This is a genomic window from Couchioplanes caeruleus (genome assembly GCF_023499255.1).
GTDB lineage: Bacteria > Actinomycetota > Actinomycetes > Mycobacteriales > Micromonosporaceae > Actinoplanes > Actinoplanes caeruleus_A.
In genome coordinates, this window is sequence record NZ_CP092183.1 from 4,387,848 (window position 1) to 4,401,391 (window position 13,544).

12 protein-coding genes are annotated in these 13,544 nt (G+C 74.6%); 3 read left to right on the top strand and 9 right to left on the bottom strand.

Features of this window, described 5'->3' with window-relative positions; all coding sequences use genetic code 11:
• Nucleotides 1–19: 19 nt before the first annotated feature.
• The 4 genes from COUCH_RS20250 to COUCH_RS20265 form a co-directional block, all read right to left on the bottom strand.
• Nucleotides 20–622, bottom strand: a complete 603-nt coding sequence (locus COUCH_RS20250; protein ID WP_249606751.1) for a class I SAM-dependent methyltransferase — start codon at nt 620–622, stop codon at nt 20–22.
• Between the two features lie 221 nt (nt 623–843).
• Complete coding sequence (locus tag COUCH_RS20255) at nt 844–2,430, bottom strand: hypothetical protein (RefSeq protein ID WP_249606752.1); 1,587 nt, start codon at nt 2,428–2,430, stop codon at nt 844–846.
• 226 nt (nt 2,431–2,656) lie between these two features.
• A complete protein-coding gene (locus tag COUCH_RS20260) occupies nt 2,657–3,631 on the bottom strand; it encodes a polyprenyl synthetase family protein (protein WP_249606753.1) in 975 nt (324 codons plus the stop codon).
• The gene (locus tag COUCH_RS20265; RefSeq protein WP_249606754.1) at nt 3,628–5,676 is read right to left on the bottom strand and encodes an MMPL family transporter; all 2,049 of its coding nucleotides are present in this window, start codon (nt 5,674–5,676) and stop codon (nt 3,628–3,630) included. Before COUCH_RS20265 ends, COUCH_RS20260 begins: the two co-directional genes overlap by 4 nt.
• Before the next feature lie 73 nt (nt 5,677–5,749).
• Between COUCH_RS20265 and COUCH_RS20270 the strand changes: the two genes are divergently transcribed.
• A complete protein-coding gene (locus COUCH_RS20270) occupies nt 5,750–6,238 on the top strand; it encodes a MarR family winged helix-turn-helix transcriptional regulator (protein WP_249606755.1) in 489 nt (162 codons plus the stop codon).
• Nucleotides 6,239–6,266: 28 nt separating this feature from the next.
• On the opposite strand, the gene COUCH_RS20275 is transcribed toward COUCH_RS20270, so the two are convergent.
• From COUCH_RS20275 to COUCH_RS20290, 4 genes are all read right to left on the bottom strand, one after another.
• Nucleotides 6,267–7,211 carry an Acg family FMN-binding oxidoreductase gene (locus COUCH_RS20275; RefSeq protein ID WP_249606756.1) on the bottom strand — a complete coding sequence of 315 codons (945 nt, stop codon included), beginning with the start codon at nt 7,209–7,211 and terminating at the stop codon, nt 6,267–6,269.
• A 2-nt stretch (nt 7,212–7,213) separates the two neighbouring features.
• Nucleotides 7,214–8,185 (bottom strand): Acg family FMN-binding oxidoreductase, encoded by a 972-nt coding sequence (locus COUCH_RS20280; protein WP_249606757.1) that lies wholly within the window; start codon nt 8,183–8,185, stop codon nt 7,214–7,216.
• 78 nt (nt 8,186–8,263) lie between these two features.
• Entirely contained in the window at nt 8,264–9,919 is a 1,656-nt protein-coding gene (locus COUCH_RS20285; protein ID WP_249606758.1) for a GAF domain-containing sensor histidine kinase, read from the bottom strand.
• A gap of 13 nt (nt 9,920–9,932) precedes the next feature.
• Nucleotides 9,933–10,802: a universal stress protein gene (locus tag COUCH_RS20290; RefSeq protein WP_249606759.1), complete on the bottom strand. Its 870-nt coding sequence runs from the start codon at nt 10,800–10,802 to the stop codon at nt 9,933–9,935.
• 153 nt (nt 10,803–10,955) lie between these two features.
• On the opposite strand from COUCH_RS20290, the gene COUCH_RS20295 reads away from it, so the two are divergent.
• Nucleotides 10,956–11,597 (top strand): response regulator, encoded by a 642-nt coding sequence (locus COUCH_RS20295; protein WP_199509353.1) that lies wholly within the window; start codon nt 10,956–10,958, stop codon nt 11,595–11,597.
• A 14-nt stretch (nt 11,598–11,611) separates the two neighbouring features.
• Here the strand turns inward: COUCH_RS20295 and COUCH_RS20300 are convergent, their stop codons facing one another.
• Nucleotides 11,612–12,532 (bottom strand): nucleoside hydrolase, encoded by a 921-nt coding sequence (locus COUCH_RS20300; RefSeq protein ID WP_249606760.1) that lies wholly within the window; start codon nt 12,530–12,532, stop codon nt 11,612–11,614.
• A 50-nt stretch (nt 12,533–12,582) separates the two neighbouring features.
• Between COUCH_RS20300 and COUCH_RS20305 the strand changes: the two genes are divergently transcribed.
• A complete protein-coding gene (locus COUCH_RS20305; RefSeq protein ID WP_249606761.1) occupies nt 12,583–13,539 on the top strand; it encodes a TIGR03885 family FMN-dependent LLM class oxidoreductase in 957 nt (318 codons plus the stop codon).
• The last annotated feature ends 5 nt before the right edge of the window (nt 13,540–13,544 follow it).

Below are 13,544 nucleotides of genomic sequence, written 5' to 3' on the forward strand. Positions count from 1 at the left end.
GGGTCCCGGTGGCCGTGGCTCAGTCCGGGAGCTTGGCCAGGGCGAAGATCTGGCTCTCCGGCGGGCCGTCCGCCGGGACGAAGTCGACCGTCTCGATGCTCTCCACCTCGAAGCCGGCGCCGGTCAGCCGCTCGGCCAGCAACTCCTGCGGGTAGCCGGAGACGGTGACCGGCACGCCGAGGAACTCCACGGGCAGGCTGTCGGCGTCCAGGTTCACCATGCCGATCCCCAGCCGGCCGCCCGGCTGCAGCCAGCCCGGGATCCGGCCCAGCGTCGTCTCGATGTCGGCGCGGCTGAGCATGAGCAGCGAGAAGAAGGCCGTCACCGCCCCGAACGGGCCCAGGTCGTCCGGGAGCTCGCGGATGTCGGCGCGCCGGAACTCGGCCGCCGGCACCTGCTCGCGGGCCAGCCGCAGCATGCCCTCCGAGACGTCCACCCCGACGACGCGGCGCCCCGACCCGCTGAACACCTGGGCGGTCGGCACGCCCGTACCGCACCCCAGGTCCAGCACCGGCGCTCCGGCCGGTACGAGCGCGTCGATCCTGGCGATGAGCGCGGCCTGGTGCGGGTTGTGGCTGTGCTCGCCCTGGTAGAGCTCCGCGAGCTGATCGAATGCCTCCATGCGGCGCAACCTACCGGGCGGCGGGACGGGCGGCCATTGTCCCAATGTCCTCATCGGACGCCCGTACGGCCGGTTGCGGTATCAGGGCGGCCCGCCGCAGGGGGTGACGAGGGCGGCAGCAGCAGCGGCAAGGGCGTCACCGTCGGTGCCGAGGGCTGAGCCCGGGACGGACGAACGGCCCGGGCCGATGCCGGCCCGGGCCGTTGTGCTGTGCGTACGCCTCAGTCCTGGTCGGCCTCCGCCCGCCGGCGCCGGGTGGCGCTGAGGACCAGCAGGCCGGCGAGGATGAGCACCGCGCCGCCGAGGCTGACCGTCATGACGTTCGCGCCGGTCAGCGCGAGGCGGTTGCCGCCGTCGGCCTGGACGTCGGCCACCTCGGTGTCCTGCGCGGCGGCCGGCTCGTCGGGCGCGCCGTCGTCCGTGTCTGCCGCCACCGCGGCCTTCGTGGACGTGGTCGGCTTCGGCTTGGCGGTACGCCCGGTCACGGTCTGCGCCGGCGAGTCGTCGGAGTCCGAGCCGGCGTCCGCGTTCTCCTCGGCGGGGGCGGTCGTGGTCCGTACCGGCTTCGCGGTGGCCGGGGTGTCCTCGTCCTGGCCGCTGCCACCGCTGTTACGCGGCGGCAGGGTCACGGTCGGGGACTTCGGCGGGGTGGTGCCGGTCTCGGTCCTGGGCGTCACGGTCGCCCCGGGCGTGGCGCCGCCGTCGTTCTGGCCGTCGCCGTTGCCGCCGCCCTGGTTCCCGCCGGTGTTCCCGCCCTGGTTCCCGCCGTTGTCGCCCTGGCCGTTGCCGTTGTCGCCCTGGCCGCCGCCGTTGTCGGCCGGGGGAGTGGTCGGCTGGTCCTGGCCGCCGCCCTGGTTGCCGCCGTTGTCGCCCTGGCCGCCGCCCTGGTTGCCGCCGTTGTCCCCGCCGCCGCCGTTGTCCCCGTTGCCACCGCGGACCGTGACGCGGACGGCGTCGATCGCGGGGGTCTGGTTGGCGCGCTGCATCATCGGGACGCGGTGGGAGCCGTCGCCCGCCCACGAGGCGCACTGGGCGATGCCCGCCTGCGGCAGGCCCGGCACCTGGATCGTCACCGTGTCGGGCTGGGCGCCGCCCTTCTTGTCCTCGGTGGCCACGAAGAAGGCCGGCACCGGGGCCGGGTCGACCGCCTCCGAGGTGCTGGCGAGCATCCGGCAGGCGGTGTGGAAGTGGCCGCGGACGAGGCCCTCGGCGGTCAGCACCGAGCTCTCCACGTAGTAGCCGCCCTGGCCGGCCGCGAGGAACCGGTCGCGGACCAGGTTGCGGGTGCTGACCTTGAGCGTGAACGGCTGGCCGACCTCGACCTCGCGCGGGAAGTCCGTGATCAGCAGCGTCGGGTTCTTCGCCGCCTCGCCCACCTCGCCGAACTCGGTCGAGACGCAGCGGTCGCCGTTCTGGAAGCCGTCGTGCGGGGTGAGCTTGCTGTCCTCGCACGTGTCGGTGGTGATCTCCAGGCCGTTGACGGTCTTCTTGATCGTGTTGCCGTCCTTGCACTCGCCGGCCGGCTCGGGCGCCGGCTTCTGCTCGCCCTTCGCGAGCTGGCCGTCACCCTTGTGCTGGACGTCGCCGTCCTTGTCGGTGTACGTGCCGACCCGCGGGTCGGTGGCCGCCTTCGCGTTCGCCGGCGACGGGGTCGCGGCCGCGCACGCCGCCACCTTCGTCTCGTCGGCGTTGGAGATCTGGGTGATGCCGACGACCCCGCCGCCCACGACGAGGACCGCGACGGCGGCGATGACACGACGGTCGGGACCCCGGCGGGTAGCGGCCCGGCGGTAAGACGACCTTCGCATGGGTGATACCTCTTCTGTAGTCTCTCGCTCATCGTCCGCAACCATTCGCAGGTCTGCGGACGCCGTTTCCGGCCCCCTTCTGAGCTGGCCCCCAGACGGTAAGAGCCAGGACCGGGGAAAGCCATTTGACGCCAGATTCTTGAGGCATTCTTAGGCGCGAATTAAAGAAGAAATATGTGAGCGTCCCAGAACCGGGGACATCATCCGAACGGATGATGCCGGGGGTTCACCGCCGGGCCGGATTTTTCTCCGGGATCAGGCCGCGATGGCGCGGGGAGATCAACCGTAGCTGGCGTTCGGCGTACGCGCGGGGCAGGTCCGCGAGGTCCGGCCGGAAGCGGGTGGCCTGGTCGACGAGCTCGTCGATGGTCCGCAGCGTCTCGGCGATGCCGGGGCCGCGCCGGAGCAGCCCGGTGGCGGTGTCGCGCTCGGTCACGGTCAGGCCGGGGCGCAGCAGGTCCCGCAGACGCGGCTCGGCGGCGAGCGTGTGGACGGCCGGCAGTGTCACCGTTCCGGCGGTGAAATCGGCGGCCGTGGGTTTGCCGTACGTCTCGTCGTCGGAGAGCAGATCCAGCAGGTCGTCCAGCAATTGCAGGACGATGCCGAACGCCAATCCGTACGCGCGCAGCCCGTCGCTGTTCCGGCCGGCGGCAACGGCGCCCAGTTCGCACGCGGTGGCGATGAGCGTGCCGGTCTTCAGCTCGGCGACGCGCAGCGCGGTGGTGACGGTGACGCCGGGATCGTGGCGGTGGGCGGCCTCGAGGGCCTGGCCGGCGCACAGGTCCACCAGCGCGTCGCTCACCAGCGCCGCGGCCCGCGCGCCGGCCCGGGCGGCGTACCGGCCGGCGAGTCCGATGAGGACGTCGCCGGCCAGCACGGCGGTGTCCGGGCCCTCGGCGGCGTGCACGGTGGGCACCCCGCGGCGTTCGGGCGCGTCGTCGAGCAGGTCGTCGTGGACGAGCGTGGCCAGGTGCAGCAGCTCGACCGCGACGGCGGCCGGGACCGCGGCCGGCGCGTCCCCGGCGACGGTCAGCACCAGCGAGGCCCGCAGCCGCTTGCCGCCGGCCAGCGCCAGCCGCCGGCAGGGGCCGGCCAGTGCGGCCGGGAGGCCGTCGAACGCACCGGCCAGCATGCGCTCGACCGCGGCCGGGCCCGTCCCGCCGCCGTCCGGCCGGGCCCGGACGGTCCCGGCACCGCTCATCCGGTCACCGCCGGGACGCGGTCCGGCTCCGGGGCGGCGCCGCGCGGGCGCGGGCGGGCCGGCCACCAGAAGCGGTCGCCCAGGAGCGTGGCCAGGGCCGGGACGAGGACCGTACGCACCAGCAGCGTGTCCAGCAGCACCCCGAGCCCGACGATCACGCCGATCTGGGTCAGCGTGATGATCGGCAGCACGCCCAGCACCGCGAACACCGCCGCCAGCAGCACGCCGGCGCTGGTGATGACCGCGCCCGTCGCGGCCAGCGCCTGGATCATGCCGTCCCGGGTGCCCCGGTGCGCCGCCTCCTCGCGGGCCCGGGTGACCAGGAAGATGTTGTAGTCCACGCCGAGCGCGACGAGGAACAGGAACGAGAACAGCGGCACCTGGTTGTCCAGGCCCGGATAGTCGAGGACCTGCCGGAACAGCCAGGACCCGGCGCCGAGGGCGGCCGCGAAGCTGGCGATGACCGTCGTGATCAGCAGCAGCGCCGCGACCACCGCGCGCAGCAGCACGCCGAGCACGAGCAGCACCACGAGCAGGATGACCGGGACGATCACCTTCAGGTCGTCGCGGGACGCGTCCCGGTTGTCGAGCGCGGTCGCGACGCTGCCCCCGACGAGCGCGTCGCCGCCCGGTACGGCGTGGACGGCGCTGCGCAGCGTACGGATGCTCTGATAGCTCTCCGGGGTGTCCGGCGCGGCCGTGAGCACCGCGTCGATCCGGACCACCGTGGGGGTCTGCTCGGCGATGCGGGCCTGGGCGACGCCCGGGGTCGCGGAGACCGCGGCGAGCACCTCCTGCGCCTTGGCCGGGGCGGCGATCACCACCGCGGGGTCCGCCGCGCCGGCCGGGAACGACCTGCTCAGCGTCTCGAGCCCGTCGACGGACTCGGCCTGCACGCGGAACTGCTCGGTCTGCGACAGCCCCAGCCGGGTGCCGGGGATACCGGCCGCGCAGACCGCGAGGACCACGAGGGACAGCGCTGTGACCAGGCCCGGCCGGCGTGCCACGCCGGTGCCGACCCGCGACCACAGCCGGTGCGACAGCTCGTCGCCGACCCGCGGGATGAACGGCCAGAACAGGCCGCGCCCGCAGACCACCAGGGCCGGCGGCAGGACGACGAGCGCGAAGAGCGCGGCGACGCCGATGCCCAGCGCCGCGGTCACGCCCAGCGCGACGGTGTCGCCGAGGCTGGCGAGCAGGAGCGTGAGCAGGCTGAGCACGACCGTGGCGGCACTGGCGATCACGGCCGGCCCCGCACCGCGCAGCGCCCGGCGCATCGCCTCCCGGCGGTCCTCGTGCCGGTGCAGCTCCTCGCGGTAACGGGAGATCAGCAGCAGCGCGTAGTCGGTGCCGGCGCCGAACACGAGCACCGTGACGATGCCCACGGTGGAGTCGCCGATGGTGAGGTCGGTGTGCCGCGACAGCACCGCCACGAGCCCGCTCGCGACCCGGTCTGCCATGCCGACGACCGCGAGGGGTACGAGCCACAGCAGCGGGCTGCGGTACGTGATGAGCAGCAGCAGCGCCACGACGACGACCGTCACGAGCAGCAGGTTGGTGTTGGCGCCGGTGAAGCTGTCGGCGATGTCCGCGGAGAACCCGGCGCCGCCGGTGACCTGGGCGGTGAGGCCGTCCGGGAGTCCGGCGCGGGCCTGCTCGCGCAGCTGCTTCACCCGCGAGATCAGCTCGTCGGCGGGCAGGTTCGCGCTGAGCGGCACCACGATGGTCGCGGCGTCGCGCCGGTCGGAGAACACCGGCGGTCCCGCGGCGCGCAGCTGCTGCGCGTCCGCTGTGATCTTCGTCGTGTCCGCGGCGGTCAGCGGCCGGCCGTCCCGGCTGTAGACGACGAGCGCCGGGTTCTCCTGCCCGGAGGGCAGTTGCCGCTGCACGGCGGCCACCCGGGTGGACTCGGCGCCGTCGGGCAGCGTCGCGGTCGGGTCGTTCGAGGTGCGTGCGGCCCCTGAGGTGCCGATGACCGCGCCGGCGGCCAGGATGGCCACCAGGAGCACGAGCCAGGCAGAGAGCCGTCCGGTGAGCGTCCGCATCATTCCTCCGCCATGAAGTATCTCGACCATCGAGATTGTTACCCAGGGCGGTGCCATCTGCAACACTGGGCGCGTGTACCGGGCGCGTGAGTCGGAGCGGGATCGGCTCCGCGAGGAGATCGTCAACCTGATGCGGTCGTACAGCGTCGAGGCGCAGCACGTCGGGCAGGCCTTCGCCCAGCGGCACGGGCTGCACCCGACCGACCTGCAGGCGCTCATCGCGGTGATGCACGCCGAGGGGCGCGGCGACCCGCTCACGCCGGGCCGGCTGGGCGAGGCGCTGGGCCTGTCGTCGGGCGCCACCACCGCGGTGATCGACCGGCTGGAACGCTCCGGGCACCTGCGGCGGACCCGGGAGAGCGCCGACCGCCGGGTCGTGCATCTGCGCTACGGCGCCCCCGGGATGGCGCTCGCGATGCAGTTCTTCCGGCCGCTCGGGGAGCGTACGGACGTGGTCATGGCCGACTTCGACGACGCGGAGCTGGCCACCGTGCACCGCTTCCTGGCCGGGATGACGCAGGCGCTCTCGGACCACCACCGCGACGTGCGATCGGACGGCTGACACCCCCGCAGGCCCGGGGGCCCGCGGGTCAGTCCAGGACGTCCTCGACCGCGCGGCGCGGGGTCGGGCGGCCCGGCTGGCCGAAGCCGAGGCGCAGCGCGATCTGCGGCACCCCCGAGCGGCGCAGCGACCGGCGCAGGTGCTCGCGGGCGGTGGGTACCTCGATCGGCTGGGACATCATCGAGCTGGCCAGCCCCGCGTCGGTCGCGGTCAGCAGCACCCGCTGCAACGCCTGCCCGGCCGCGAGCTGGTCCACCGGCCGGTCACCCGGCGTGCCCAGGACCGCCACGAGCGGCTCGGGTTCGAAGTCGCGGCCGGAGCCCCGGGGGCGGTCCGCGAACGAACGCTGAGGGAGCAGGTCCTGCGGTTCGCCGGCGGGCGCCCCGGCGGTCACCGGTACGCCGTCGGGTGCGGCGTCCGCATGCGTCCAGCCGATCATCTCCGCCTGGTAGGCCGGGTCGCGGCGCAGCACCCGGTCGGCGCTGCGGGCGATCTCGGCGAAACCGGACAGCGCCGTCATGCCCACCAGCAGGTCCAGCCAGCCGCCCTCGGCCTGGGCCGCCTCGATCAGGCGGATGCGGGTCTCCGACGGCACCGGGTCGGGCCAGAACGGCTTGCGGTTGCTGAACCGGTGGGGGATCGCCGCGGCGAGGCCGGCCTCGGCGTACGTCGGCGGCCGCTCCGGGCCCGGCGTGAGCCGCGCGACGAGGTCGCCGTACGGGTGCAGGTCCACCTCGGCCGGCCGGCCCAGCGCCGCCAGCGCCAGCCGGGCGTTGAACGTGGCCGCGCCGCACGCGATCCGTACCGCCCAGCCGGCCGAGTCGGCGATCTGCAGCTGCCGGGAGCGGTCGGCGAGGATCTCGATCGCGCCGTCGCGCAGCCGGAACCGCCACGGCTGCGAGTTGTGCAGCGACGGCGCGCGGATGCCCGCCGCGGCCGCGGCGTACAGGTCGGTCCCGGTGTAGCCGCCCATGGTCAGCCCTCGACTTCGATGACGTCGGCCGCGTCGCGCCGCGGGGCGCCCGGCAGCTCGGTGGTGTCGTCGGCGTACCCGAGCCGGACCGCCACGTACGGCTCGCCGACGTCGGAGAGCAGGCGGCGCAGCAGGTGGCGGGGCCAGTCGACCTCGATGCTGTCGCTGAGCGGTGCGGTCGCCAGGCCCTCGGCGGTCGCCGCGAGCAGCAGCGCCGACAGCGCCTCGCCGCCGTGCAGCACGTCCGTGGGCCGGTCGCTGAGACCGAAGATGATCACGTACGCGGCGCCGGCGTCGTGCCCCGGCCCCGCCGACAGGCCCGCCGCGCCGTCCGGGGCGAAGTCGCGCACCGGCACCCGGCGCAGCGCCGGCTCGACGGCGGTGGCCGCCGGCACCCCGTCACCCGAGCCGGCCGGGCGGTTGGTCCACTGCCGCAGCTCCTCGCGGTACGCCGGGTCGGTGCGCTGCGTCTCCCCGGCGACGTCGGTGGCCGCCGCGAACAGGTACACCTCGTCGGGGCGTACGACGTGCAGGTAGGCGCCCTGGGCCTCGACAGCCCGGCGCAGGCCGCTCAGCTGGAGATCGGTGACCGGGCGTTCGCCGTATGCCCGCCGGTCGGTGCGCCGGCGCGGGGCGGCCTCGGCCATCCGCTGCGCGACGGGGTCGGTGGGACGCCGGCCGGTGAACGTGATGCGGGCGAGCAGGTCGGGCTCGCCCGGCTCCGGGAAGCGCTCGACGGCGGCGTGGGCCCCGGCCGCCGCCAGTGCCACGCGCGCGTGGTGCAGGGCGCCGCCGCAGCTGAGCAGCAGGAGGCGGCCCTCGGGGTCGGTGGCGGTCAGCGCGCGGGACCGGTCGGCGTACAGGCTCATCGTGTCGCCGGCGATCCGCCAGCGCCACGGCTGGGTGTTGAACACCGAGGGGGCGTGCAGCGACGTACGGGCCGCCGCGGCCAGGATCTCGGTCATGCTGGTCATGGGGGGAACCTCCGGATCGGTCACCTCTCCAAGGTGCCGTCCGGGAGGTCCGGTCGATCAGGGCCGAAGGTCCCGACATCAGCCTCCCAGTGGCGCCCGCCAGGTCACGACCGTCCCGCCGCCGCTCGCGGGGGTCACCTCGAAGACACCGCCGAGGTCGCGGGCGCGCTCGCCCATGTTGACCAGGCCGCCCCGGGCGGCGGCGGGGTCGGTGCCGACGCCGTCGTCCTCGACGCGGATCACCACCTCCTCGCCGTCCGCGCGTACCGAGACCCGGACGTTCTGCGCCTCGGCGTGCCGGGCCGCGTTGGACAGCGCCTCGCGCACCACCGCGAGCAGCTCGGGCACCACGTCGTCGGGCACCGCGCTGTCGACCGGGCCGGTGACGTCGAGGACCGGGCGGAAGCCCAGCGTCTCGGTGGCGGCCTCGACCACCTGGCTCAGCTCGCGGCGCAGCGACGACCCGGCGGGCGCGGTCAGCTCGAAGATCGACCGGCGGATGTCGCGGATCGTCGCGTCGAGGTCGTCGACCGCCGCGTTGATCCGTTTGACCGCCTCGGGCCGCAGCGCGTGCGGCGCCGCCCCCTGCAGCTGCATGCCCGTCGCGAACAGCCGCTGGATCACCACGTCGTGCAGGTCGCGGGCGATCCGCTCGCGGTCCTCCAGGACGACGAGCTGCTCGCGTTCCTCCTGCGCCCGGGCGCGTTCCAGGGCCAGCGCCGCCTGCCCGGCGAAGCTCGACAGCAGCGTCGAGTCGTCCTCGTCGCCGACGCCGGCCCCGGCGACGATCAGCACGCCCTGCGGCATGTCGGCGCCGGCCAGCGGCGCGGCCAGCGCCGGGCCGTCGGGTACGGGCACCGGCCAGTCCGCGACGTCACGCAGGTTGGTGCCCTCGGCGTTCAGCGCGTCCACGTCGACGGAGAGCACCCGCCCCACCATCGCGTCCGCGCCGTCGGCCACCTCGATCGTGTACCGGGCGCCGGTCTCGTCGGCGAGCAGCACGAGCACCAGCTCGGCCTCGGAGATCTCGCGGGCGCGGCGGGCGATCAGCCGCAGCGCCTCCTGGCGGTTGACGGTACCCAGCAGCACCGACGTGATCTCCGCGGCCGCCGCGAGCCACCGCTCGCGCCGCCGGGCCAGCGCGAACAGCCGGGCGTTGTCGATCGCGACGCCGGCCGCGGCGGCCAGCGCCACCACGATCTCCTCGTCGTCCTCGGTGAACTCGCCGCCGCCGTTCTTCTCGGCCAGGTACAGGTTGCCGAAGATCTGGTCCCGGGTGCGTACGGGCACGCCCAGGAAGCTGTGCATCGGCGGGTGGTGCGGCGGGAAGCCGTACGAGCGGGGGTGCTGGGTGATGTCGTGCAGCCGGACCGGCTCGGGGTGGGTGATGAGCAGGCCGAGCACGCCGCGCCCGTGCGGCAGGTCGCCGATCTTGGCGTGCTGGGCCGGGTCGATGCCGTGGGTGATGAAGTCGGACAGGTCCTGCCGGTCGGGGCCGAGCACGCCCAGCGCGCCGTACTTCGCTCCGGCGAGGGAGCAGGCGGACACGACGATGCGCTCCAGCGTGCTGCGCAGGTCGAGGTCCCTGCTGATGCCGACGACGGCGTCGAGCAGGGCCCGCAGCCGCTCGCGGCTGGTCACCACCTCGCCGACGCGGTCGAGCATCTCCTGCAGCAGTTCGTCCAGCCGGACCCGCGACAGCGGCGTGAGTCCGAGCGAGGGCGGCTCGTTCATGCTCCGATGCTATCTAGATCGATCCGCGGACCACGAGCACGGGGCAGCCCGCGTGGTGCAGGAGCTGCAGGCCGGTGGAGCCGAGCAGGGTGTTGACGACCGTACCGTGGCCACGGCTGCCGACCACGACCAGGCGGGCGCTGTGCGACACGGCGACGAGCACGGCGGCCGCGCCGTCGGGCGAGACGACGGCCTCGGCGTCGACCTCCGGGAACTTGTCGCGCCAGGGCGCCACCTCCTGCTCCAGGCGCTCCAGCTCCTCGGCGTGTGCCCGGGGCACCGCGTTGTCGGCGGCCGGGATGTCGCCCACCCACAGCGGCACCGGCGACGTGTACGACCGCACGATCGCGAGCGGCGCGTCGCGGTGGGCGGCGGCCTCGAAGGCGGCGCCGAGCACCCCGGACGCGGCGGGGGAGTCGTCCACGCCGGCCACGACCGGCCCGGAGGCGATCTCCGTACGCCCGCGTACCACCGCCACGGGGACGCCGGCGTGGGTGGCGACCCGCTGGCTGACCGAGCCGAGCAGCAGGCTGGCGAACCCGCCGCGGCCCCGGTTGCCGACCACGAGCAGCGCGGCGTCCGCCTGCCCGAGCAGCGCGGTGACCGGGTCGCCGGGCACGGCGTGCGCCTCGACGCGGATGTGGAACGCGGCCGCGGCCCGGGCCTGCACGACCGCGGCGTCGAGCACCGCCTCGGTGAGGTGGCGTTCGTCCTGCGCGCCGGGCACCGCGCCGGGCTGGGCTTCGTACGCGGACACGATGCGCAGCGGCACGTCGCGCCGGGCCGCCTCGCGGGCGGCCCACCGGACGGCGGCCTCGCCGGGTGCGGTGCCGTCGGTGCCGGCGACGATCGGGCGGGCGGTCGTGATGGCGGTCTGTTCCATGGGTTCATGGAATCCCGGCGCCCGGACCTCGCGGCAGGGACGGCGGTCATCGGCGGCCGGGCCGTTCGGCCCATCGACGGCTTTTGTGCGTGGTCGGCGACACAGGACGTTAGACTCTTGGTGTCCGGGCCCCGGCCCAGGTAGGAAGTACACATGATCCGTGTCTTTCTGCTCGACGACCATGAGGTGGTCCGTCGTGGGCTCGCCGACCTTCTGCACGCCGCCGGGGACATCGAGGTGGTGGGTGAGTCGGGCTCCGCGCAGGAGGCGGCGCGGCGCATCCCGGCGCTGCGTCCCGACGTGGCCGTGCTGGACGCGCGCCTGCCGGACGGCAACGGCATCGACGTGTGCCGTGACGTGCGGGCCGTGGACTCGTCGATCAAGGGCCTGATCCTCACGTCGTACGAGGACGACGAGGCCCTGTTCGCGGCGATCATGGCGGGCGCGTCGGGCTACGTGCTCAAGCAGATCCGCGGCACGGACCTGGTGGACGCGGTGCGCCGGGTGGCCTCCGGGCAGTCCCTGCTGGACCCGGCGGTGACGCAGCGGGTGCTCGAGCGGATCCGGCACGGCGTGGAGCAGCCCCGCGAGCTGGCCTCGCTCACCGACCAGGAGCGCCGCATCCTCGAGTACGTCGCGGAGGGGCTGACCAACCGCGAGATCGCCGGGAAGATGTTCCTCGCCGAGAAGACGGTGAAGAACTACGTCTCCAGCCTGCTCGCGAAGCTCGGCCTCGAGCGGCGCACCCAGGCCGCCGTGCTGGCGACCCGGCTGCTGGGCGAGCACCCGCACTGACCACGGCGCCGGGCTCAGCCGGCGGCGAGCACCAGCTCACGGATCCGCGGCACGGTGTCGTCCGCGACGTCGAGCACCACACGCGTCTGCCGCCCGGCGGACGCGTCTTCGACGACCGCGCCACGGCGGCCGTCGACCTCCACGCGCAGCCCCAGCATCGGGGCGTCCGAGAGGTCGGCGGCCCCGGTGAGCACCGCCGCGGCGAGCGGGTCGTGCAGCGGCACCCGCCGCTCCCCGAGCACCGGCTCGTAGTAGTCGAAGTAGCCGGTCAGCATCGCCGCGAGCGCCGTGCTGAGCGGCGTACCGTGCGCGCGCAGCGCCTCCTGGTCGGCGGCGCCGAAACGGTGCCGCATCGTCACGTCGAGCGGCACCAGCGTCACCGGCCAGGCGGCGGCCAGCACCTCCGCGGCCGCCTCCGGGTCGACGGCGATGTTCGCCTCGCCGTGCCCGGTCACGTTGCCCGGCACCCGGACCGCGCCGCCCATGATCGTCACGTCGCGGACCAGCTCGGGCAGGCGCGGTTCGCGCCGCAGGGCCATCGCCAGGTTGGTCAGCGGGCCGGTCGCGAGGATCCGCAGCTCGCCCGGGCGGGCGCGGGCCAGCGCGAGGAGCAGATCGACGGCGGTCACGGGTACGGGCCCGGCCGCGGCCCGGGGCAGCTCGACCCCGCCGATCCCGTTGCCGCCGTGCACCACCGTGGCGTCGTGGGTGCTCGAGCCGTCGAGCGCGTGCCGGGCGCCGACCGCGACGGGTACGCCGCCACGACCGCCCAGCGCCAGCAGGTCGAGGGTGTTGCGGGCCGCCTGCTCCGCGCCGGTGTTGCCGGTGACCGTCCCGGCGCCGAGCAGCTCGGCGTGCGGGCTGCCGAGCAGCAGCGCGATGGCCAGCGCGTCGTCCACGCCGGTGTCGCAGTCCAGGTAGACGGGGTCGGTCACGCGGGCTCCCTCGGGTTGGGCGGGGACGGCTGCGGGTAGGTACGCGGCCCATGACGGAGTACGGAATCCATTGTTCCCACGAGCAGATCCCGCCCGCCGATCTTCTCGCGGCGGTGGTCGCCGCCGAACGGGCGGGGTTCGACGCCGCCATGTGCTCGGACCACTTCTCGCCGTGGAGCGCGCGGCAGGGACAGTCCGCCTTCGCCTGGTCGTGGCTGGGTGCCGCGCTGCAGGCCACGAACCTGTCGTTCGGCGTCGTCAACGCGCCGGGGCAGCGGTACCACCCGGCGATCATCGCGCAGGCCATCGGGACGCTCGGCGCGATGTACCCCGGCCGCTTCTGGGCGGCGCTGGGCACCGGCGAGTACAGCAACGAGCACGTCACCGGCGCGCCGTGGCCCCGCAAGGAGGTCCGCAACGCGCGGCTGCGCGAGTGCGTCGACGTGATCCGTGACCTGCTCGCCGGCGAGGAGGTCACCCGGGACGGGCTGGTCACCGTGGACCGGGCGCGGTTGTGGACCCGGCCGCCGGAGCCGCCACCGCTGATCGGGGCGGCGGTCAGCACCGAGACCGCCGCGTGGTGCGCGCAGTGGGCCGACGGGCTGGTCACGGTCAATGCGCCGGAGGAGAAGCTGCGCGCGATGATCGCGGCCTACCGGGACGCCGGCGGCCGCGGCCCGATCTGCCTGCAGGTGCACCTGAGCTGGGCGGCGACCGAGGCCGAGGCCGAGGAGATCGCGTACGACCAGTGGCGCAGCAACATCTTCCCGCCGCCGGTCTGCTGGGACCTGGAGACCGCCGAGCACTTCGACGTCGTGTCGCAGAACGTGACGGTCGAGCAGGTCCGCTCGGTCGTCAACGTCTCCGCGGACCTGGAGCGGCACACCGAGTGGCTGCGCGGGTACGCCGGCCTGGGATTCGACCGCATCTACCTGCACCACGTCGGCCAGGACCTGAGCGACTTCGTGACGGCCTTCGGCGCGAAGGTGCTGCCCGCGCTGCGCTGAGGAGC